This window comes from Bifidobacterium sp. (assembly GCF_022640935.1).
GTDB lineage: Bacteria > Actinomycetota > Actinomycetes > Actinomycetales > Bifidobacteriaceae > Bifidobacterium.
Genome location: NZ_JALCCV010000002.1, coordinates 53,921 through 76,189 on the forward strand (window position 1 = coordinate 53,921; position 22,269 = coordinate 76,189).

Below are 22,269 nucleotides of genomic sequence, written 5' to 3' on the forward strand. Positions count from 1 at the left end.
CGACGATTAACGGAAACATTATGGCGACAACGGTGTATGACACGCCTTACCAAGGAGAATATGCGCATGGATGATGCGATTGCATTGCGGCTGTCCGGCGTGGAATTCCGCCGGCGCCGCCGCGTGATCCTCGCCGATGTGAATCTGGAGGTGGGCGCCGGGGAGAAGTGGATTCTGTTCGGCCCCAACGGCATTGGCAAATCCAGCCTCGTGCAGATGATGAGCACGCGCGGCTTCCCCTCTGCAGGCACGGTCGATATTCTCGGCAATCGGCTAGGCAAGGTCGATGTGTTCTCCTACCGCAACCGCATCGGCCTGAGTTCGGTGGAGCTTTCACGGGCATTCCCGCCGCAGGAGGACCCGCTCGATGCAGTCGTCACCGCGCTGACTGCTACGACCGGGCGGTGGCGCGAGAGCTACGCGCCGGAGCAATTCGACCGGGCGCGTGCGCTCATGCGCCAGTTTGGCATCGCCTATCTTGAAGGCAAGCAGATGTTCAAGCTCTCCCAAGGCGAGCTGACACGCGTGCTCATCTGCCGGGCGCTGATGGCCGATCCTGATCTGCTGATCCTTGACGAACCGACCACTGGGCTCGACTTGGGAGGCAGGGAGCTGGCGTTGCAGGCGTTGAGCCGCATCGGCGAGCAGGACGGCGCCAGAACCGTGGTGCTGGTCACGCACCGGCTTGAAGAGATACCGCGCGGATTCGACCATGTGGCGATCATGGGCCGGCGCGCTGGCAACGAGACCGATGCCTACGAGGCCAACGTCGCTGGCGGCGATCCGCAGCCAGGCACGATTCTGTACGCCGGAGGACTCGACCGCGGCTTCGCTGCAGGGCGCCTCAGCGCCATTTTCGGGCTGCCGCTGAAGGTCACGCATGAGGATGGCCGCTGGAATGCGTACTCGCGGACGGGCGGCGGGGGAGATACGGTTGGCGGTACAGAGGATATCCAGGAGATTCATGATTAGCCAAGGAACGACGCGCCTGTTGCAGGCCGGGGAAAAAGTCCAGTTCACCGACCGCAAGGGCAAACGCATCACTGAGCAGCTGATCGCCGACGGCACGACGCAGACCGAGCACGGGCTCATCCTGCACGATGACATCATCGGCAGGACGGAAGGCATCGTCGTCACGACGGTTCATACCAAGCGGCGGATGGAATCGCAGGCGAATGAGGCTGCGCAATCCGAAAGGTCCGCGCAAGGCCAACAGCCTGTGCGCTCTGAAGAAGCTGCACGATCCGAACAACCGCCGCAACCAGAGCAGTCGTCGCGTGATGCTGGCAAACCTTGGAAATCCGCCCGGGCCATCGGCGGCTGGCAGTACGCGGTGATGCGGCCGAGGCTGGCCGACTATGTACTCTCGATGCCGCGCGGCGCACAGATCATGTATCCCAAGGACATCGCGCAGGTCATCCAGCTCGGCGACATCCGCAAGGGCATGAACGTGCTCGAATCGGGCGCCGGCTCTGGCGCGATGAGCGTGAATCTGCTCGATGCAGTGGGGGAGCGGGGCCAGCTGACCACGGTCGAGATGCGTGGCGAATTCGCCAAGATAGCGCAGGCGAACGCCGCGTTGTATTATGGAGGACAGCCTGACTGGTGGGATCTCAAAGTCGGAGATTTCGATTCCGTCGCCGCCGGCTTGCCGGGCCATTCCTTCGACCGCATCGTGCTCGACATGCTCGACCCGTGGAATCGACTCGAACAGGCTGGTCGGGTCATCGCCCCGGGCGGTGTGTTCGTGGCTTATATCACCACTACTACGCAGATGAGCCGACTCGTCGAGGCGCTGCGCGAGGCTGGTACGTGGACTGAGCCCGAAATCCAGGAAACGCTCGAACGCGCGTGGAAGGCGCAAGGGCTTGCGGTGCGGCCGGATCACCAGATGATCGGGCATACCGGCTTTCTCGTGATCAGCCGCGCGATGGCTGAAGGTTTCGCGGCTTTGCGCAAACGCGATCGCGCTACGAAAGACACGCATACCGACATTGACTCGATGAGCAACAAGGAGCGTGCCGCACAGCTCGAAGACTTGGAGCTGCGTGATATTTCCGATCGAAAACTGCGCAGGGTGCTGCGCGATCTGGATGCGCAAGTCGGCGCTTTGGGAACGACAGGACAGTGAGGACAGGAGCAAAGCCATGGGAGTCAATCTGAAAAAGCTCGCCAAAAAAACGCGCCATTACGATCATGTGCTGCTGGTGATGCGCCATGCCAAGGCCGAAGGATCCAGTGCCGAGGGCGATCACAGCCGCGAGCTGACCGACAAGGGCCGCAAACAGGCGAAGGCCGTCGCCAAAGGGCTGAACGATATGGACTTGGTTCCCGACCGCATCGCCTGCTCCAGCGCCACGCGCGCCGAGCAGACGTTGGATCGCATGCTCAAAGTCTTCGGCGACAAACCCAAGGTCGATTACCGCCAGAGTCTGTACGAAGACGGTATGCAGGCCGTGTTCGACGAGCTTGCGCACAGCAAGGAGAAGTCCCAGATTCTCATGATTCTGGGGCACGAACCAGCCGTGTCAATGGCGAGCCAGTGGCTGGCGAGCGAAGATTCGGACTCCGATCTCCTCGGCCTGCTCAACCTTGGCCTGTCGCCTGCAGCAGCGGTCGTCTTCGGCTCAAACAAGCCGTTCGACGCGTGGCAGACGCACGATGCCGAGCTCCTCGCGGTCCTCAATCCCAAGAACTTCGGGTGACTGGCGCGTGAAGGTGGCCGGCGTTTGCCCGCATGACACTGCCATGACCTGCTAGGCCCGTCAAGCGGGCTCGGCTGCGCCGCAGCGGCGGCACCCGGCGAAGGCACACGGGATGGCTCATGCGACGATTCCATTGATGCCTGTTGCCATGATCAACGACCATTACTGAAATCGCGCCGTTATAAACCCGGTTTATGGCGACACCTTATCGCTGTCTATGCCCTGCAATGTCGTTTTTGTTGGTAGGCTAGGCCAGTTACCACTGTTGCATTGGAGGACGCATGCCTGCTCTTACTTCCGTCTCGGGATTCCCGCGTATCGGGGCGAATCGTGAACTGAAGAAAATCATCGAAGGGTATTGGAAGGGCGCGAACTCGCTTGACGACGTCCGATCCACCGCCAAAGGGCTTCGTGCCAAGCACTGGAAGCTCCAGGCTGAGGCGGGCATCGACCTGATTCCCAGCAACGACTTCAGCTACTATGATCAGCTGCTCGACACCGCGATTCTGCTCAATGCAGTGCCGCAGCGCTACCGGCGCCTCGCCTTCGAGAACGCCGAGGACACGTTGTTCGCCATCGGCCGTGGGTATCAAGGGGAGCGGGGGGACGTCACCGCCCTGCCGATGAAGAAGTGGTTCACCACGAACTACCATTACATCGTGCCGGAGATCGAGCCGTCGACCGACATCAGGCTCGTGGGCAGCAAACCCTTCGAGGAATTCGCCGAGGCGAAGGCGCTCGGCATCCTCACCAAGCCCGTGTTCATCGGGCCGTATACCTTCTTGAAGCTAGCCCGCAATCCGCAGGCCGAGGAGCTGAACTTCGACCACGGGCTCATCAACTCCACCGCCACGGCCTATGCCGAGATCCTGACCAAATTCGCCGCGCTTGGCGCGCAGTGGGTGCAGTTCGACGAGCCGTACCTGGTGCTGGACAAGGAGCCCGGCGACGTCGAGCTGTTCAAGGCGCTGTACACGAAGATCCTGCCCGCCCGTAATGGCGACGCCGGCAAGATCAAGCTGCTGCTGAATACATACTTCGGCCATATCGCCGACATCTATGAGACGGTGAACCTGTTCGGCTTCGACGGCGTCGGCCTCGATCTGATCGAAGGCAAGGACGAAAACCTCGCTGCGGTCGAGAAGTCCGGCGTCGCGCAGGATACGACGCTGTTCGCCGGCGTCATCAACGGCCGCAATATCTGGCGCAACGACTATGCGGTGTCCCTTGGTTTGATAGATGCGCTGAAGCAAAAGACGCACAACGTCGCCGTATCAACCGCAAGTTCGCTGCTGCACGTGCCCTTCAGCACGGCTGACGAGAGTGGGCTGGATGACGGTGTGCGCAGGCATTTCGCGTTCGCGGTCGAGAAGCTTGGCGAGCTCGGGGAAGTGGCCGAACTCGCGCAGCTTGATGACGACGCTAAGCGTTCGTCCCAGGCGCTTGAGAGCAACCAAGCGCTCTTCGACGGCACGCGCGTGGCCGAGGACCCGGCTGTCTACCGGCGTCTTGAGGCCCTGACCGACGCCGATTTCGTGCGCCAGCCGGCTCGCGCCGAGCGCCAGCGGCTGCAGCGCAAGGCGCTGAACCTGCCGTTGCTGCCCACGACCACGATCGGCTCCTTCCCGCAGACCAAGGATGTGCGCGCGGAGCGCGCGAAGCTGCGCAAGGGCGAGATCGATCAGGCCTCGTATGATGCCTTCATTCGCGGCAAGATCGACGAGGTCATCGCCCATCAGGAGCAGATCGGCCTCGATGTGCTCGTACACGGCGAATTCGAGCGCAACGACATGGTCGAATACTTTGGCCAGAATCTCAACGGCTTCCTCTTCACCAAGAACGCTTGGGTGCAGTCCTACGGCACGCGCTGCGTCAAGCCGCCCATCGTGTGGGGCGATGTGTCGCGCGCCAAGCCGATCACGGTCGAGTGGAGCGCCTACGCGCAAAGCCGCACGAGGCATTGGATGAAGGGCATGCTCACGGGCCCGGTAACGATTCTCAACTGGTCGTGGCCGCGCGAGGACGTGTCGCACGAGCTGCAGACCAAGCAGCTGGCGCTGGCCATCCGCGACGAAGTGCTGGACCTCGAAAAGGCCGGCATCCGTATCATCCAGATCGACGAGGCCGCGTTGCGCGAGAAGCTGCCGCTGCGCAAAAGCGACTGGCATGCCAAGTACTTGGATTGGGCGGTTCCCGCCTTCCGCCTCGTGCATTCGGCTGTGCAGCCGACCACGCAGATCCACACGCATATGTGCTATTCGGAGTTCAATGACATCATCCGCGACATCGACGCGATGGACGCCGACGTGATCTCCTTCGAGGCGTCGCGCGGCGACCTCGTGGTGTTGGACGCAATCCACGACGCCAACTTCGAGACCGAGGCCGGTCCCGGCGTCTACGACATCCATTCGCCGCGCATCCCCAGCGAGCATGAGCTGGAGGAGCGCATTGATGCGATTCTGGAGAAGATCGACGCCAGCAAGGTGTGGATCAACCCCGACTGCGGCTTGAAGACGCGCGGCAACGCCGAAACCTGGCCGAGCCTGACCAATCTGGTCGCAGCGGCGAGGGCCGAGCGCGCGAGGCTCGCCGGCTGATGCACGCCCCGATGTTCTCCCTTGAGGTGTTCCCGCCCAAGCGCAACGCCCCGGTCGGCACGATCTACGACACTCTCGACGGTCTGCAGGGCGTTGACCCGGACTTTATTTCCGTGACCTACGGACACGGCTCCCAATCGGACCGCACGGCGACCGCGCGCATCGCACATACAATCACTGCCGAGTACCGGATTCCGGCCGTCGCCCATCTCACCGCGCAGTATCTTGACGAAGCACAGGCCGATGCCGCGCTCGACATGTTCGAGCAGGCGAATGTCAGCGCGGTGCTGGCGTTGCGAGGCGACAGAAATCCGGATCGCGAGCCGCTCGGCGTGTTCGAGCATGCGAGCGATCTGGCGGCCTACATCCGCCGGACCAGACCCGACATGACCGTGTTCGGCGCCTGCTACCCGGAAAGCCATCCGCAGGCGCACGACCTGGACGAGGATATCCGAAACCTGAAGATCAAAGTGGATGCCGGTGCGACGCATCTGATTTCGCAGCTGTTCTATGACAACCAGGACTTTTTGCGTTTCCTCGACAAGGCCCGCGCCGCCGGCATCTGCGTGCCCATCGAAGCGGGCATCATGCCGGTGACCAATGCCGGCCAGGTGCGCCGCATGGTGCGCACTTGCTCCTCGCGCGTGCCTCAGCCCCTCGAAACATTGCTCGACAAATGGGGAAACGATCGCGAGGCACTGCCGGCCGCCGGCGTCGTCTATGCCTCTGAGCAGATCGCCGACCTTGTCGCGCGCGGCATCGACGGCATCCACCTTTACACGATGAACCATCCCAGCGTCACCCGAGGCATCTGGCGCAACGTCGGACTGCTGTTCAAAACGGCTGATGATGGATCGGAGGGTGAACGTTCCGACGACTGAAAGCCCGGCTGTGGGTTAGCTGGGTTTTGCGGGCTAAATATGCTTCACCCGTGCCGCCGTGTGCGTGCACATGTTTTCGGCGGCATTGGGCTATGGGGGTCGCCCAATGGCGCCGTCGACCGTGAGCGATGTAGATTGGTGCTATGGACTGTGCAGCATTCGCCCCAGATACTCGTGACCTGATTCATTCAGGATTGCAGGATCTCGAAGGCGCCTCGCGGCTATTCGGCGAACTCGACGGTGAGGGCTGGGGGGCGGAACGGCTGCGCACGGTGCTTGCCGCGTTGCAACGCGCCTGCGACCCCGATATTGCGCTGCGGCATCTCGTCCGTATCGTCAAGGCTGGGCACGCCGCTCCCGATACGTTCTGGAACGAGCCGGCGGCGCTGCGGCGCTTGATCGGCGTGCTCGGCGCTTCGGATGCCATGGGGACGCGAATGCGTTTTCGGCCGGCGCTGGTGGCGGCAGCGGCGCGTGACTCCTGCAACAGCCATCTGTTCAATCGGCGCCAGCGCCGCGCGCATATGCTGCAGGCGGTCGGGGCCGATCCCGCTGATCCTGTCGATTACGCTGGTTTCAACGATGGCCACGATCGCGGCAACCCCGCCCCTCCAGCCTCCACGCTGAGCCTTGCCGAGGCGACCAGTGCGTTGCGCCTGACCTATGATGACCAGCTTGCGGCGATTATGGCGCAGGATGTGGCGGCGGGCGACCCAGTGGATATCCAGCGCCGCATCAGCCTGGAGCTTTCCGATCTGGCTGATGCGGCGCTCGAAGGCGCGCTGGCCATTGCGCGGCATGAGGTCGAAGGCAGCGAACGCTGCCGGTTCGCGATCATCGGCATGGGCAAGCTCGGCGCCCGCGAATTGAATTACGTTTCCGACGTGGACTTGATCTATGTCGTAGAGCCTGCGGACGACGGCGCTGGCGGCGATGGCGACACTGACACGGGCCAACTCACCAGAATCGGTACGAGAATGGCCACGACCTTGCAGCGCGTGTGCCAATCCCTGGTTCCCGGGGTTGCTGCGCCGCCGCTATGGCAGATCGACGGCGGGCTGCGGCCTGAGGGCAAGGATGGCCCGCTGGTGCGCAGGCTCGCTTCGCACCGCGAGTACTATCGGCAGTGGGCGAGCAACTGGGAGTTCCAGGCATTGCTCAAGGCGCGTCCGGCAGCCGGGGACCCGCAATTGGGCGAGGCATACATGGCGATGACGAGACCGCTCGTCTGGACGGCGGCAAAGCGTGGCAACTTCGTCTACGACTGCCAGCAGATGCGCAAACGGGTCGAGGATCTGATCCCCGGTCCGCTCAAGGAACGCGAGATCAAACTCGGCCGCGGCGGCTTGCGCGATGTGGAATTCACTGTTCAGATGCTGCAGCTGGTGCACGGCCGCACCGACGAATCTTTGCGCGTATCCGCGACCTTGGACGCGCTGCAGGCCCTCTCCGAAGGCGGATACGTTTCACGGCGGCAGGCGGCACGGCTTTCGCTCGATTATCGTTTCGAACGCGTGCTCGAACACCGCCAGCAGATGTGGGCGCTCAAGCGCACCCACCTGTTCCCTGATCTTGCTGCCGCGCCGGCCAATGGCGTGCGGCAGCGGGCAGCGACAGTTGAAACTCTCGATCGCAATCCCGAACTGCGTCGGCTCGCGCGGGCGTTCCGGCTGCTTCCCGATGCTTTAGCCGAACGGTTTGAAAGCACTCGCCAGGAAGTGCGGCGGATGCACATGGATATCTACTATCGTCCGATGCTGCCGGTCAACGCCCAGCTCGACGACGACCAGATCGTACTGAGCAGGCAGGCGGCGCGCGACCGCTTCGCATCCATCGGCTTCGGTGACGTCGATGCCGCGATCCGCCATGTCTCCGCGTTGACCGAGGGCGTATCGCGCGCCGCCAAAATCAATCGCTTCCTGCTGCCCGCCGTGCTGCAGTGGCTAGGCGAGGGACAAAACCCCGACATGGGACTGCTCAACTGGCGGCGGCTTGAGGAGCATTTCGGCACCGGTAGTCCCTATCTCGGCTTCCTGCGCGATTCGCCGATGGCCGCACGACGCCTGTGCCATGTGCTCTCCAACTCGCGGTTCCTTGGCGATGCGCTCAACAAATCCGTGGAATCGATCACGTGGCTGGGCAATGACGAGATGCTCCGTGCGCGTGACAGGGCGAGCTTGGACGTCCAATGTCATGCGACGATGGAACGGTACGCGGATTCCATCGCGGACTTCGCGCATTCATTGCGCGCCATGCGCCGCCACGAAATCGAACGCATCGGCCTGTCGTGGCTCAGCGGGGCCATGGATTCGGACTCATGTCTGACGGGCATGACGGATGTTTATGACGCCATCCTCGATGCCGCGCTTGCGTGGGCTATCCGCTCGCAGCGTCGGGCGCTGGGATACTGCGATCCTCCGGCGACCTTGTGCGTCATCGGCATGGGACGCTATGGCGGACGCGAGGTCAATTTCAGCTCCGATGCCGATGCGATTCTGATCTACCGCTCACGTGACGGCGCGTCGCAGGAGGATGCCGGGGCGTTTGCCCGTTCGGTTGTCGAAATGCTCAGGAACGTGGTGCTGGGGCCGGTCACGGTCGAACCGAAGATCGATCTCGACCTTGACCTGCGTCCCGAAGGTAAGAACGGCCCGCTGGTGCGCTCCTATGCCTCCTGCGAGGAATACTATGCGCAGTGGGCCGCCACTTGGGAGCATCAGGCTCTGCTCAGAGCGCGCTTCGCCGCCGGGAACCAGCAGCTTGCCGAAGATTTTCTGCGCGATATTGCCGATCCCTTGCGGTACCCGAACGAACCAGTATCCGAATCCGCCGTGGCTGAAATCAGGAAGCTCAAGGCTCGCATGGAGTCCGAACGGCTGCCACGAGGCGTATCGAGGCAGCGGCATCTGAAGCTCGGCAGAGGAGGTCTGTCCGACGTTGAATGGACCGTACAACTCATGCAGCTATGCCACGCGGGGCAGAGCGAAGGGCTGCGCGTAAATTCGACGCTGGCGGCTTTGAATGAACTGGAACGACTGGGCTGCATCGCATCCACGGACGCGCAAACACTGCGCCGGACTTGGCGCATGTGCACCGATGCACGCAACGGCAACTATCTGTGGACAGGCAGAGCCGTGCGAGCCGACATTCTGCCTGAAGATCTCGACTCCCTGGGGGCTATCGGCGTCTATCTGGGCTATGATTCGCACCACGGCCAGCATTTCGAAAACGACCTGCTCGCCACGATGCGCCAATGCCGCGAGGTCGTGGAGCGGCTGTTTTACGGGGAGCGGTGATGGGTGAACAGCGCTTTTTGTGGTAAAGGCGTCGACTATACGTGTCAAACATGTCGTGGACCATGTCCGAAAAACGGCGTATGATTGGCGAGGTCACCGCCGGTGGCCACCTTGCGCGAAAGAAAGGTGTGCCCTTGTCCGTCGAATATGTGTCGCAAGTCGATTCCACTGCTGAAGATGCTCCTATTGGAAATGGCATTGCTGAAAACAGCGTTGGCGAAACCGCCGCTGCTGCATCGGCCAAGGCCCCTGACTATCCTTCGTCGCTTGTCGGCACCAGCGTGGTGACGCTTGACGACATATCGACGCAGCAGATACGCGAACTGTTGCATCGGGCGCAATACATCGACGCCCATCGTACGACCGTGGCCCACACCTGCGACGGCAGGGTGCTGGCCACGTTGTTTTATGAACCGAGCACGCGCACGCGCCTGAGCTTCGAAACCGCGATGCTTCGCCTCGGCGGACAGGTCATTGGCTTCGCCGGCGCGCAGCTCTCCTCGGTGAGCAAGGGCGAGTCGATCGCCGATACGCTCAAAACCGTGTCCAACTACGTCGATGTCGTCGCCATCCGTCATCCCAAGGAGGGCGCGGCGCTAGTGGCTTCGCACGCGGCTTCGGTGCCGGTCATCAACGCGGGCGACGGCGGGCATATGCACCCCACGCAGACGCTGGCCGACCTCGCCACGTTGCAATCGCGCTTCGGGCGCATCAACGACCTGACCGTCGGATTGTGCGGCGACCTCACCTTCGGCCGCACCGTACACAGCCTGATCGAGACGCTGTGCCGCTTCGGCCATGTCCGCTTCGTGCTCATCAGCCCCGATGAGCTCAAGACGCCGCAGTATGTACTTGACCGCATCAACGCGACCGAGACCTGCTCATATGTCGAGGCGAGCGATCTGGCCGAGAATATTGGCGACCTTGACGTGCTCTACATGACGCGCGTGCAGAAGGAGCGTTTCTTTAACGAGGACGATTATCTGCGGCTGCGCGACACCTACATCCTCGACGCCGACAAGATGCGCCTGGCGAAGCAGGACATGGCGGTGCTGCACCCGCTGCCACGCGTCAACGAAATCGCCGTCGAGGTGGATGACGACCCGCGCGCCGCCTACTTCGAGCAGGTGAAGAATGGCATGCTCATGCGCATGGCGCTCGAAAGCGCAGTGATAGGAGACGTGCTGCCCGGCTATGAACCGCTGCAGCGGAAGGAGGTGCGGGCCTGATGGAGGTCACCAGCATCCAAAACGGCATTATCATCGACCATGTCCCGGCTGGCCGGGCGCTCAAAGTGCTCGAATACCTCAAAATCAACCCGGCCAAAACGCGGTTGGCGCTGATTATGAACACCACGAGCAACCGCTTCGGCTCGAAGGACATCATCAAGATCGAAACCGAGAAGGACATCAACCTTGACGTGCTCGGATTCGTGGCGCGGCAGGCGACAGTGGACATCGTGCGCGGCGGGGCCATCGTCGACAAGATAAGGCCGACTTTGCCCGATCATCTCGTCAACGTGCTCACCTGCGCGAACCCGCGCTGCGTGACCACCAGCGAGACGGGACTGGATCAGATGTTCCATCTCGCGCAGCGGGAGCGCGGCGAATACCGCTGCGATTACTGCGACGAAAAGGCAAAGCGGTAATACCTCAACCGGCAATATGTCAAGTAACAGGGCTGATCGGCGATAGACCATGCGAAAACGCCGAACGGCAGCGATCAGCTGGCCAGGGAACCGACGAATGCAATGACCGTGGCCGCGCGGCGGAAACAGAGACAAGCCATAAACCGTACGGACGCATGCGCGAGTCGCGGCGGCATGTGAAATGACTGAAAACGGCCCTGGAGCGAGGAGAATACGATGCTCACACTGCGCAATATCCACGTCTGGGACACCGGCGAGCGCATCGATCTGCGCGTCGAGGCCGACGAGGCTCGCGCTTTCGTCGATTCCGGTTGCATAACATCCGGCGAGGCCGACGGTTCGAATCTCACGCTTGCGCCCGGTTTCGCCGACCCGCATGTCCACTTCCGAGATCCCGGTCAAACAGCCAAGGAAACCATGATCTCCGGCTGCCGGGCGGCGGCTTCTGGCGGGTACACGGATCTGCTCATCATGCCTAACACGGAGCCGGCCATCGATGGGCTGCCGGTCGACGCCGGGCAGCAGGGAGCCGCGGAAGTGCTCGACGCCGGGTATGGCACGGTGATCGATTATCTGCAGCATTATGGGCAGGCCCATGGCATGGCGCTGCCTTCGCATTACGATCTGTCGGTTTGCGCTTCGAAAGGACGGGCGGGTGTCGAAGCGAGCGATCCGGCCGATTGGGGGCGGTATATCGCCGGGCACGGTGATGCTGCGAAGGACGCAGAGCAGCTCGACCACCCGATAGCGGCGATCAGCGACGACGGGTCAGCGGTGACTAACGCAGTTCTGGACGCGGCTTTGGAGAACGCGAAACGGACCGGGCTGTGGATTTTGGAGCATTGCGAGCACCACGATTCCGGCATCATCAACGAGGGCGCAGTCTCTCGCCGGCTTGGCGTGCCGGGGATTCCTTCGGATACGGAACTTTCGATCGTCGCCAGAGATATCGACAAGGCCCGCGAGACCGGTGTCCATATCCACTTCCAGCATGTGAGTACGGCAGGCTCCTTTGATGCGATCAGTAAAGCGAAGGCCGAAGGTTTGCCGATCACCTGTGAGACCGCGCCGCACTATCTGGCCTTGTGCGACGAGGATCTGCTCAAGTACGGCGCGCTCGCCAAGATGAACCCGCCGTTGCGCTCGGCGGCCGACAGGCAGGCAACCATCGAGGCCGTCGTCGACGGCACGGTCGATATGATCGCCACCGACCATGCGCCGCACACTATCGAGGAGAAGCGGGCCGGGCTGGAATCGGCGCCGAACGGCATCATCGGCTTGGAAAGCGCGTACGCGGTCTGTCATACGGTGCTGGTCGACAGTGGATATATCGACGATCAGCGGCTCATCGAGCTGATGTCCTCTCAGCCGATGGAGTTGCTCGGTCGGCGGGCTGTTGATATTGATGGTTTGCTGGGCAAGTCGGTGGTGAATGCGTCGAACGGGAGCGCCCTTGCTCCTGATGTGGAATTGGGTGATTCCGCGGTCCATGGTGTGAACCATGGCGGCCCAATGGCTGGTGATGCTCATGACGGCATTCAATCACGCAGCTCTCCGGCTCGTCGAATCCTTGACTTTGCTGGGGTTTCGACTGCGTCATCAGCAGGTCGGTCGGGCATCGATCTTGTCCTTATCGACACCGATGCGAAGTGGGTCATCGACCCGGGGCGCTTCCACTCCAAGGCGCGCAACACGCCATTCGTCGGCTGGAACGTCACCGGCAGACCAGTAGCTACGATTCTGGATGGCCGGCTGGTCTTCAGCAGAATCGAGCGATCCGAGCGCTAGACGCCTCTGGCTTGGTGCAGATGTGGCGCAGCCAGAGTGATGGAATTTGAAGAGTATTCAGGAAAGGAACGAAGCCATGGACCGTCTGATCGCGGCTATCAAGGCCACGCAGAATCCGAGCGTCGTCGGGCTGGACCCGACCACGCTGTTGGTGCCGCCCCAAGTGTTCGACATGGTGGGAGATAACATCAGTGATGATACGGGTGCTGGGGACGGCGAATCAGAAAACGCCGCGCAACAAGTAGCTTCGCGCCTCGCCATGGGGTACTTCGAATTCAATCGAGTGGTCATCGACGCCGTCGCCGACATCGTGCCTGCTGTCAAGGCGCAGATCGCGATGTACGAGGCGCTGGGGCCAGCTGGCATCGACGCGTACACGATGACGTGCGAATATGCGCAGCAGCAAGGATTGTACGTCATCGGCGACATCAAGCGCGGCGACATCGGCTCCACTGCAGCCGCCTACGCGCAGCATCTGAGCGGTTTGCCGCGGATTGCGGACCCCTCTGTCGATACGCCGCGCGAAGGCGGTCCATATGACGATCTGTGGCATGAGGATGCGGTGACGGTCAACCCGTATCTCGGCACTGACGGCATCACTCCTTTCGTGGATTCGGCGAAACGGACCGACAAGGGAATCTTTGTGCTGGTGCGCACCTCGAACCCGTCGAGCAAGGACATCCAGGAACTTGAATTGGCATCGGGAGAACGGTTCTACGAGCATGTCGCCGATCTGGTGAGCAGCTGGGGGAGCGACTCGCTGGGAACCGAAGGATATTCGCGCGTAGGTGCCGTCGTGGGCGCGACCCATCCCCAGCAAGGCCGGGAATTACGCGAACGCATGCCGCACACGTTCTTCCTGGTTCCCGGATTCGGCGCGCAAGGCGGCACCGCGCAGGATGTGGCCGGCATGTTCGACGCGGACGGGTCGGGCTCCATCGTCAACTCCTCGCGCGGCATCATCGCAGCCTGGAAGGAATCCGGCGAATATCGCAGCGATATGACCGCCGACGAGGCGTTTGGCCTCGTGGCATCCGCGGCGCGGCGGGCAGCGCTCGACATGCGCGACGAGCTGCGCGTGGCCGTGTACCGGTGAGCGTGGGAAGACAAACCCTGAGCGTATCGGTCTCGTGCGTTCCGAACCGATCGCTGCTCGCCTGACAATGAGAAACGGTTATTGATCGTCTGTTTTAACGCGCAACATGAGTGTCGACGCGCGCATAGGGCACTTTTCTCCATGTCAGCCATGACGGGCGCGCGAACGAGAATATGTCGTATGGACGACGGCGATGGGATACAACTGAATAATCAAAGGAACGGCAGGCGAAAGGACGAAAATGAACACGGTAGACGCTGAGGGCGCGGCAACCACAGCAAACACGGGGAATCCGAAAACACGGATTTCCGCCGTTTCGACGCGTGGGGAGGCGGCAGACTCGTTGGACAGCCGCTTCACCGCTTTCCTGTTGCAATCGCAGGCGCTGAAATTCGGCGACTTCACCTTGAAATCCGGCAGGCGATCGCCGTATTTCATCAACGCAGGCGCGTTCAACGACGGCCGCAAAATTGCCACGCTCGGCGCCTTCTACGCCGAGCGCATCGCCACGTCCATAGCTGCCGGAACGCTGCCCTGTGACATAGACACCGTGTTCGGGCCGGCGTACAAAGGCATTCCGCTGGCCGTCTCCACTGCCATCGCGCTGACCTCGATGCATGATGCGCATATCGGCTACACCTTCGACCGCAAGGAAATCAAGGATCACGGCGACGGCGGCATGCTCGTCGGCACCCAGCTGGGCGACGGCATGAAGGTGCTGCTCGTCGACGACGTCATGACGGCCGGAACCGCGGTGCGCGAGGTCGCGCCCAAGATCAAGGCGGCGGCAGACGTCGAAATCGTCGGACTCATTCTCGCGGTGGACCGCATGGAGAAAACCAAGGATTCCGACCGTTCCGCCGTTTTCGCTGTGGAACAGGAGTTCGGCTTCCCGGTGATTCCCATCGCCAACGTGCGCGAGATCTTCGCTGCCGCCGGGCAGATGACCGACGCCGAGGGCAAGCCCTTACTCAGCGCCGAACTCGCCCAGCGCGCCAAAGACTACCTCGCGCAATACGGTGCGTGACCAGAGGTGAGCAACTGAAGTTTCCATTGTCCGTTTGCATCGTCTGACTGGCTGAAACGTGGGCATGAAGACAGTTGTCTGTCCTTTTCGGCTTGCATTCGATTTTGCCGCCTCATTCCGCTGTGGCAGTTGCTTGCTCTTTCTCGCCCTTGTCGTCTATGGCGACAAGAAATAATTAATCGTGATGTCATGGACGGCAAGACTATCGATTCGTTACGATCCGAAGGGCGCTGAATATGTGCGAGGAACGAATGATGAGTGAACCGGTACGGCATATTATTCTTGACCAGCGAGAGACCGGGGTGCCAGAGCTGTTCAAACGCGACCTTGCCTTGGGGGACGCCCCTTAAGCCGGCGCATCGGGATTCCTGTGCGGAGACGTCAGACGGGGATCCTTGCCGCATGACCCGTTCGGTGCATACAGGTGATGCCATACTCGCCCCACGAATGACGGATGAGGTCATCCGGTGCGGCGTCTCCGATATGAGCGTCAACGCCGAAACGATTGCCTTCCAAGCCAGATTCGATTTCCTGGGCGAGATTCAAGCATCGCCACATCCATGTGATCGATGCGATATGCAAAGCGCGCCGAAGAAGACGGGCATGGATGAGGATTCGGCGGAATCGAAGAAATCGTCCCGTTCCCTGCTGGGATTGAACTTCCTGCTCCTGCTCTATCGGCAGCACGGCTTATCCTGGCAGCTTTCGGGATGCAGCACGATGACGTCCCATGATTACCGGCCTGTGGCAGACGGTCGCCTTCAACGGCCAGCAGGCGTCAAACGCCTCTATGATCCGCGCGCTGCCCACCATGATGGGCAGCGCCATCGGGATGGCGCCTGTCGACCGAGTCAGGCAGATTGTAGTAATCGTTGCGGCAGCTGTTTTTCGAGGAGGAACCGATGAGGCATTACGAGTACCACGGAATCGCCTATCCTAGCCTTTTGCCGCGCGGCACGTAGATTACCGTGTCGATGACCTTGGCATAGGCCTGTTCGATGGCGGTGCGCTTGGTTTTCAGGCTCGGCGTGAGCAGGCCGTTCTCCGAGGTGAAGGAGCCGGGCAGAATCTCGAATTTGCGGATCGACTCGGCGCGCGAGACCGCGGTGTTCGCCTCGGCGACCGCGCGCTCCACCTCGTCATGGATGATGACGTTGCGGCTGGCCTGCTCCAAGCTCTCGACGGGCTTTGCGCCTTGGGTCTTGAGCCATTCGTTAGCATCGGCCAAGTCGATGGTGACCAGGGCAGCGACGAATGGCCTGCGGTCGCCGATGACAAGGCATTGATCCACGACGGGCGAGGTCATGACGGAGGCCTCGAGGCCGCCGGGGGAGACGTTCTTGCCGCCTGCAGTGATGATGAGGTCTTTCTTGCGTCCGGTCAAGTGGATGAAGCCGTCGTGGTCGATGTCGCCAAGATCGCCGGTGTGCAGCCAGCCGTCCGTGATCTGTTCGGCGCTGACTTCGCGCTGGTTATGGTAGCCGCGGCAGGTCATTGGCCCTTTGATGCAGATTTCGTCATCGTCACCGATGCCGAAGGTCACGCCAGACAGCGGCTGGCCGATTGTGCCGATCCGATTGCTGCCGGGCAGGCTCACAGACACTGGCCCGGCGGTTTCGGTCATGCCATAGCCTTCGAGTAGCGGCATGCCGATGCCATTGAAGAAGTGCGAGATCATCGGATCCATCGGGGCGCCGCCGGTGATGCAGAAATCGGCGTTTGATCCGAAGATGCGCAGGATCTGGCTGTAGATCGCCTTCGCGTAGAATGCGTGGCGGATGCGGCTGCCCAGCGGCAGGCGTTGACCGGACTGCTGAGCCACCGACCATTCCCGCGCGTTGTTTACCGCGCGCTTGAACAGCCGGCCTGCGAACCCGCCGCCGGCCCGCTGTGACGCGGCGTTGTAGACCTTTTCGAATACGCGCGGCACTGCCAGCAGCAGCGTGGGATTGAACGACTGGAAATCGTCGATGATTGTCGAGAAATTGCTGGAAAGCCCCAGCCGCAGGGTTCCAGCGAAACTCAGAATCTCCATATAGCGTGCGAAAACGTGCGAAAGCGGCAGGAACAGCAGCAGCCCACGATCGGGAATGTTGCAGGCGCGCGGCATGAATTGCAGGCCTGAGAGGCACAGGAAGGCGAAATTGGCGTGCGACAGCTCGACGCCCTTTGGCGTTCCGGTAGAGCCAGAGGTATAGACGATAGTCGCCAGATCATTGCCGTGCGTGGCCTTCCGGCGTTCTTCGAAGTCCTCAGTGCTTACGCCGGCGCCGAATTCCTTGATGATGCTGACTGCGCCGCGTTCGATGACGTAGACATCCTTGAGCGTGCCGACCTGGCTGCGCACGGATTCGATCTTCGCCAGCTGCCCCTCGTCTTCGGCGAAGGCCAATGTCACGGCGGAATCGTTGAGAATTGCGCGGATCTGCGCGGCGGAATTTGTCTCATAGACCGGGATGGTGACTCCGCCGACAGCCATGATGGCCATGTCGAGCGCCGTCCACTCCCAGCGCGTATGGGAGACGATCGCGACGGCGTCGCCCTTTTTTACGCCCTTTGCGATAAGTCCCTTGGCTATAGCGACCACGATCTCAAGGAATTCGCGCCCGCTGAAATGCGCCCACGCATTGCCGTCCTTGTATTCGATCACCGGACCATCCGGATCGCGTTCGGCCCTGGATTGCACGAAATCGAAGAGATTGATGTCGATGTTGATCGGGTGCTGCAGTCCGGCAGTATATTGTTTTTTCACGTTTCCTCCGCAAGCTTCCTTGAGTGCAAAACTGAGTGCGAAACCCAGCGCTCCACTGTGTGCCACAACCATAGTAGGACCAGTACGTAAAGAAGTGTATGCGGATGCCCGTTTGCGGTATGTTCGACCGGGTGTAATGTGCGGAATGCGAACGGAATGACATATAGCTATGTAGGCGGCTGACATGAGGGAAACAAATATGATACAGGATTCAGAGGCGTCATTGGCCGCGGAACCGCCTCGGCGGCAGGCCGATAAGGGGAAGGATCGCAACAGGTTCAATCGCAAGGGAATCAACCCATGGGTCTCGCTGTGGTCGATGATCATCGGATTTTTCATGATCCTGCTGGACACGACGATCGTAGCCGTGGCGAACCCGAGCATCCAAGAGGGCCTCGGAGTGGATGTCGGGACGGTACTGTGGGCCACGTCGGCGTATTTGCTCACGCTCACCGTTCCGATGCTCATCTCGGGAAGGCTGGGGGACCGTTTCGGCCAGCGCAACATATACCTGATCGGCCTAGGGATCTTCACGCTGTCGTCGCTGTGGTGCGGGCTGTCGTCCCAGCTGCCGGGCAGCCAGATCGGCAACCTGATCGCCGCGCGCTCGGTGCAGGGCATCGGCGCGGCGCTCATCAGCCCGCAGACCATGGCCGTCATCCAGCGCATCTTCCCGCCTGCACGCAGGGGAGGGGCGATGGCAGTATGGGGCACCGTCGCTGGCGTCGCCACGATGGTGGGTCCTGTGCTCGGCGGATTCCTGGTCAACTCCTTCGGCTGGGAATGGATTTTCTTCATCAACGTACCCGTCGGCATCATCGCGCTGATTCTTGGGTGGGTGAACGTTCCAAAGCTCCAAACGCATACGCATTCCTTCGACTGGGTCGGCGTGGCCCTCTCCGCTGTCGCCGTCTTCTTCCTCGTCTTCGGGGTGCAGAGCGGCAATGCGCACCACTGGGGCGGCTGGATCATCGCATCCATCGCGTTCGGTGTCATAGTGTTCGCCCTTTTCTTCCTATGGCAGGCCCGTGCCGAAGGGGAGCCGCTGGTGCCGCTGAATCTGTTCAAAGACCGCAACTTCTCGGTGTCGTCGGCCGCCATTGTGTTCGTCGGTTTCGGGATCACCTCCATGTCGGTGCCGCTGTACTACTACTTCCAGATCGTGCGCGGCCTCGACCCGACGCAGTCGGCGCTCATGACGCTGCCGTCGCCGATCCTCGGCATCATCCTCGCGCCGATTTCCGGCAAAATGATCGACCGCATGCATCCGCGTGCCATAGCCGTGCCGGGACTGCTGTGCTCCTCGTTGGGATTGTGGCTTTACGCGTGGATCGCGCAGGCGCAGACCGCCTGGAGCTGGCTGCTGGTGCCCTCGGTGTTTCTGGGCATCGGCAGCGCGTTCATGTGGGGGCCGCTGGGCGCGGTATCCACGCGCAATCTGCCGCCATACTTGGCGGGCGCGGCCTCAGGGGTATACAACACCGCGCGCCAGCTCGGCAGCGTTATCGGCTCGGCGGCAATTGCCGCGCTCGTCTCCGCGCGGCTTGAGCATTATCTTCCAGACGTTTCGCAGCGTTTCTCCGGGATGTCGGCTGCAGACGCGCATATGCCGCTCGCCGTGGCGACTCGGTTCACCAATGCGATGAGGGATTCGCTGACGATGCCGGCCATGGCGCTGCTGATCGGCGCGCTGATCAGCGTGGCGCTCGTCGCGCCGCACGTGTTCGCGCACAAGCAGACGCATGATTCGCAGCAGGGCTGAGCAGGTATACGCGGGGCGTTAGCCGTCAAGGCTTTTGCCTCGTTGTTCGCGCACAGCGCTTAGCTCTTCGCAGACTCGCCGGAATTGCTAAGCTGAGTGGGGACAGAACAACGATGAAAGGACCTCGATATGGCCATCTACACGCTTCCCGATCTTCCCTACGATTACTCGGCACTGGAGCCGTACATTTCCGGAAAAATCATGGAATTGCACCATGACAAGCACCATCAGACCTATGTCGCAGGAGCGAACAAGGCCATCGAACAGCTCGAAGAGGCCCGCGACAAGAACGACTTCGCCAACATCAGCCGTTTGGAGAAGGATCTCGCCTTCAACCTCGGCGGGCACATCAACCACAGCGTCTTCTGGAAGAATCTTTCCCCCGATGGGGGCGGCAAGCCCGAAGGCGAGCTGGCGGCGGCCATCGACGAGTACTTCGGTTCCTTCGAGAAATTCCAAGCGCAATTCAACGCGACCGCGACGACGCTGCAAGGCTCCGGCTGGGCCATCCTCGGTTGGGATACGATCGCCAAGCGGCCGCTGATCTTCCAGCTCTTCGATCAGCAGGCCAACGTGCCGGTCTCCATCGTCCCGCTGCTGCAGCTGGACATGTGGGAGCACGCCTATTATCTCGACTACCTCAACGTCAAGGCCGACTACGTGAAGGCATTCTGGAATGTCGCCAACTGGGCCGATGTCGCCGAGCGTTTCGCCAAGGTCAGCGCGGACTGAGCTGTGCCGGCCTGCGCTGAGTCGCCGGGCTTCGGCTCGGCATATTTGTTTGGCTGAGTGTGCGGTCGATGAACTGTGATTCCCTGAATCCTTCCCAAGGGTTCAGGGAATTTGCATGTCGTAGGGCGCTTGGTTTCTGTGAATGCTGGGCTTATTGCTCGCTATGTTCTGATTGACCACTCTGTCCCGCTCCCGCGTCATCTCGATTACCGCACATATACGACCGTAATCCCGCATTATCGTGACCCCTAGTGCGGGCGCTTTGATGTTTTCCCGCCTTCCAACCATCACAACCCCGCATTGCTGTCGGTACAATGCGGGGAATTGCGATGGTTGAGGAGCCTTCGGGTGTGAAAGTCCGACGTTTCCGGCCGTGATGCATCTGATATCGGCGGCTACTATCGGCACCCGCTCATCTGGCGAGGCAGCGCCCGGTGCTCACGGGCGGGTTGCGGGTTGAAACATGGCTTAGAATGGGTTGGATTTCCTCATTGGCCATCGCATAGCCGATTCCTGAACGTTCTGCCTTCGCGAAGACGATTCCGGCGACGGTGCCGTCCTGATCAAGCAACGGGCCACCGGAATCGCCAGGCTCCACACGGGCTTCGAGCACATGAATGGCCCGGCTGGCAGTGGAGTCCCCGTAAATATCGGGCACAGCGTCGCGTCCGGTGGACAGCACCCGTGCGGGAACGCTTTGGAACGGACCGCCATACGGATAGCCCTGCACGACCCCCGCGGCGCCGGCCGCAATCGGCGAATCATCCAGTGACAGCGGCTTGGCATTGACATCCGCCGAAACGATTGCGAGATCATTGACGGGGTCGAAATAGATGACGGAGCCGGTGCGGGCGGGTTCATTGGGCAGCTCGACGAGCGGATTGGCGACTCCGGCGACGACATGGGCGTTGGTGACCAGGAGATCATCGCGCACCAGGAATCCCGATCCGGAGGACATGGTGCTGCAGGCGGGAGCGATGCCAGAGATGCGGGCGACGGATTTCGCCGCAGCCTGAATCTTCGCGTTATCGGTGTCTATGGCGGGAACGGGACTGTTAGCGCCGTTGTCGCCGCCTTCGAACAGTCCTTTCAGCGTGGGCATGCCCGTGCTGTCGAAAGCTTGGGCGCGTATCCGGTCGATAGCATCGGTCATTGGCTGCGGAGTGTATCGGTTGATGGCCTGAACTACTTGCGAGGATGCGAAGGACTGCGACAGGAACGGTATCCCGGAGGAAATGACTCCCGCGGCGGTCAAAGACAACGCGATTGCAGTGCATAGTGCCGCCAAACCGCCACCCAGCAGCCGCTCCACTCCGCCAAGATGCACACGGTCGGCGCCCCGGCGGAGGATCCGGCCGATTCCCGAGCCGATGCTGGAAGTCAGTGCAAGCAGGCCAAGCGCCACGCCGAGTACCACCGAGCCTCGCCATGAGCCATCGGGAATCGAACGTGCGACGAATGGCAGCATGTAGGGCATGGCCATGGCTCCCGCGATGAGACCCGCGAACGTGCCGAGCGTGGAGAACAATCCTGCGCGGATGCCCGCAGCAAAGCCCCAGATCAGCAACACGACAAGGACGATGTCAATAGTCAGCAACATGCTCCTATGATTTTCCACCGTGCTGAAAGATGCCTGATAGCTCGGCCAGAGGCGAAATAGGCGGCGGCGCGTTTCGGCATGTGGTGCAGTTCCTATGCAACGTGCATTATCTGTAATGCGAAAGCCGTTGGACGAACGCGTGATTGGCTGTGCGAACACAGAGATTACAGCGTTCAGCGCCTCTATATCGACCCGGAAAATCATCGGCCTGATGGCGTCGCGCGCAAGCTTGGTATGCATGGCACCGTGATTATTGTCGACGGCGAAAATCGTCGGGCAATCTAATGAACAGTTGTGTGTAGTCTTCTGTGCGCACTGCAGGTGCGATCACTCTCTGATAAGCAGCGGGGCCGCGGCTAACGTTATCGGAAAAAGTTTTCGTATA

The 22,269-nt window shown here is 61.3% G+C and carries 15 protein-coding genes; 13 read left to right on the forward strand and 2 right to left on the reverse strand.

From position 1 onward, the window contains the following. The first annotated feature begins 36 nt into the window (after positions 1 to 36). From LKG04_RS01070 to pyrE, 11 genes are all read left to right on the forward strand, one after another. Positions 37 to 972, forward strand: a complete 936-nt coding sequence (locus tag LKG04_RS01070) for an ABC transporter ATP-binding protein (RefSeq protein ID WP_434734886.1) — start codon at positions 37 to 39, stop codon at positions 970 to 972. Next, positions 965 to 2,131 (forward strand): tRNA (adenine-N1)-methyltransferase, encoded by a 1,167-nt coding sequence (locus LKG04_RS01075; protein WP_291758740.1) that lies wholly within the window; start codon positions 965 to 967, stop codon positions 2,129 to 2,131. Before LKG04_RS01070 ends, LKG04_RS01075 begins: the two co-directional genes overlap by 8 nt. A gap of 16 nt (positions 2,132 to 2,147) precedes the next feature. Continuing rightward, positions 2,148 to 2,705: a SixA phosphatase family protein gene (locus LKG04_RS01080; protein WP_291758742.1), complete on the forward strand. Its 558-nt coding sequence runs from the start codon at positions 2,148 to 2,150 to the stop codon at positions 2,703 to 2,705. A 281-nt stretch (positions 2,706 to 2,986) separates the two neighbouring features. Continuing rightward, the gene (metE, locus tag LKG04_RS01085; RefSeq protein ID WP_291758744.1) at positions 2,987 to 5,302 is read left to right on the forward strand and encodes a 5-methyltetrahydropteroyltriglutamate--homocysteine S-methyltransferase; all 2,316 of its coding nucleotides are present in this window, start codon (positions 2,987 to 2,989) and stop codon (positions 5,300 to 5,302) included. Further along, positions 5,302 to 6,183 carry a methylenetetrahydrofolate reductase [NAD(P)H] gene (gene metF / locus LKG04_RS01090; RefSeq protein ID WP_291758746.1) on the forward strand — a complete coding sequence of 294 codons (882 nt, stop codon included), beginning with the start codon at positions 5,302 to 5,304 and terminating at the stop codon, positions 6,181 to 6,183. The genes metE and metF overlap by 1 nt, the downstream gene beginning before the upstream one ends. Before the next feature lie 143 nt (positions 6,184 to 6,326). Continuing rightward, positions 6,327 to 9,479, forward strand: a complete 3,153-nt coding sequence (locus LKG04_RS01095; protein WP_291758748.1) for a bifunctional [glutamine synthetase] adenylyltransferase/[glutamine synthetase]-adenylyl-L-tyrosine phosphorylase — start codon at positions 6,327 to 6,329, stop codon at positions 9,477 to 9,479. A 281-nt stretch (positions 9,480 to 9,760) separates the two neighbouring features. Next, entirely contained in the window at positions 9,761 to 10,708 is a 948-nt protein-coding gene (pyrB, locus tag LKG04_RS01100) for an aspartate carbamoyltransferase (RefSeq protein ID WP_291759314.1), read from the forward strand. Then, complete coding sequence (locus LKG04_RS01105; RefSeq protein WP_291758750.1) at positions 10,708 to 11,127, forward strand: aspartate carbamoyltransferase regulatory subunit; 420 nt, start codon at positions 10,708 to 10,710, stop codon at positions 11,125 to 11,127. Before pyrB ends, LKG04_RS01105 begins: the two co-directional genes overlap by 1 nt. Positions 11,128 to 11,343: 216 nt before the next feature. Beyond that, positions 11,344 to 12,915, forward strand: a complete 1,572-nt coding sequence (locus LKG04_RS01110; protein WP_291758751.1) for a dihydroorotase — start codon at positions 11,344 to 11,346, stop codon at positions 12,913 to 12,915. 76 nt (positions 12,916 to 12,991) lie between these two features. Next, the gene (pyrF, locus tag LKG04_RS01115; RefSeq protein ID WP_291758753.1) at positions 12,992 to 14,011 is read left to right on the forward strand and encodes an orotidine-5'-phosphate decarboxylase; all 1,020 of its coding nucleotides are present in this window, start codon (positions 12,992 to 12,994) and stop codon (positions 14,009 to 14,011) included. A 241-nt stretch (positions 14,012 to 14,252) separates the two neighbouring features. Beyond that, positions 14,253 to 15,038, forward strand: a complete 786-nt coding sequence (pyrE, locus tag LKG04_RS01120; RefSeq protein WP_291758755.1) for an orotate phosphoribosyltransferase — start codon at positions 14,253 to 14,255, stop codon at positions 15,036 to 15,038. Between the two features lie 931 nt (positions 15,039 to 15,969). On the opposite strand, the gene LKG04_RS01125 is transcribed toward pyrE, so the two are convergent. Next, the gene (locus tag LKG04_RS01125) at positions 15,970 to 17,790 is read right to left on the reverse strand and encodes an AMP-dependent synthetase/ligase (RefSeq protein ID WP_291758758.1); all 1,821 of its coding nucleotides are present in this window, start codon (positions 17,788 to 17,790) and stop codon (positions 15,970 to 15,972) included. Between the two features lie 199 nt (positions 17,791 to 17,989). Between LKG04_RS01125 and LKG04_RS01130 the strand changes: the two genes are divergently transcribed. Continuing rightward, on the forward strand, positions 17,990 to 19,552 hold the full coding sequence (locus LKG04_RS01130) for an MFS transporter (RefSeq protein ID WP_291758759.1): 1,563 nt from the start codon (positions 17,990 to 17,992) through the stop codon (positions 19,550 to 19,552). Between the two features lie 129 nt (positions 19,553 to 19,681). Next, positions 19,682 to 20,284 carry a superoxide dismutase gene (locus LKG04_RS01135; protein ID WP_291758761.1) on the forward strand — a complete coding sequence of 201 codons (603 nt, stop codon included), beginning with the start codon at positions 19,682 to 19,684 and terminating at the stop codon, positions 20,282 to 20,284. A 412-nt stretch (positions 20,285 to 20,696) separates the two neighbouring features. Here LKG04_RS01135 and LKG04_RS01140 read toward each other — a convergent pair whose 3' ends face one another. Further along, positions 20,697 to 21,884 carry a MarP family serine protease gene (locus LKG04_RS01140; protein ID WP_291758764.1) on the reverse strand — a complete coding sequence of 396 codons (1,188 nt, stop codon included), beginning with the start codon at positions 21,882 to 21,884 and terminating at the stop codon, positions 20,697 to 20,699. Positions 21,885 to 22,269 lie beyond the last annotated feature (385 nt).

Excerpts from the sequence above, each read along its gene's own strand:
- LKG04_RS01070 (WP_434734886.1), top strand. The coding sequence starts at position 37 with ATGACACGCCTTACCAAGGAGAATATGCGCATGGATGATGCGATTGCA.
- LKG04_RS01075 (WP_291758740.1), top strand. The coding sequence starts at position 965 with ATGATTAGCCAAGGAACGACGCGCCTGTTGCAGGCCGGGGAAAAAGTC.
- LKG04_RS01080 (WP_291758742.1), top strand. The coding sequence starts at position 2,148 with ATGGGAGTCAATCTGAAAAAGCTCGCCAAAAAAACGCGCCATTACGAT.
- metE (WP_291758744.1), top strand. The coding sequence starts at position 2,987 with ATGCCTGCTCTTACTTCCGTCTCGGGATTCCCGCGTATCGGGGCGAAT.
- metF (WP_291758746.1), top strand. The coding sequence starts at position 5,302 with ATGCACGCCCCGATGTTCTCCCTTGAGGTGTTCCCGCCCAAGCGCAAC.
- LKG04_RS01095 (WP_291758748.1), top strand. The coding sequence starts at position 6,327 with ATGGACTGTGCAGCATTCGCCCCAGATACTCGTGACCTGATTCATTCA.
- LKG04_RS01105 (WP_291758750.1), top strand. The coding sequence starts at position 10,708 with ATGGAGGTCACCAGCATCCAAAACGGCATTATCATCGACCATGTCCCG.
- LKG04_RS01110 (WP_291758751.1), top strand. The coding sequence starts at position 11,344 with ATGCTCACACTGCGCAATATCCACGTCTGGGACACCGGCGAGCGCATC.
- pyrF (WP_291758753.1), top strand. The coding sequence starts at position 12,992 with ATGGACCGTCTGATCGCGGCTATCAAGGCCACGCAGAATCCGAGCGTC.
- pyrE (WP_291758755.1), top strand. The coding sequence starts at position 14,253 with ATGAACACGGTAGACGCTGAGGGCGCGGCAACCACAGCAAACACGGGG.
- LKG04_RS01130 (WP_291758759.1), top strand. The coding sequence starts at position 17,990 with ATGATACAGGATTCAGAGGCGTCATTGGCCGCGGAACCGCCTCGGCGG.
- LKG04_RS01135 (WP_291758761.1), top strand. The coding sequence starts at position 19,682 with ATGGCCATCTACACGCTTCCCGATCTTCCCTACGATTACTCGGCACTG.
- LKG04_RS01140 (WP_291758764.1), bottom strand. The coding sequence starts at position 21,884 with ATGTTGCTGACTATTGACATCGTCCTTGTCGTGTTGCTGATCTGGGGC.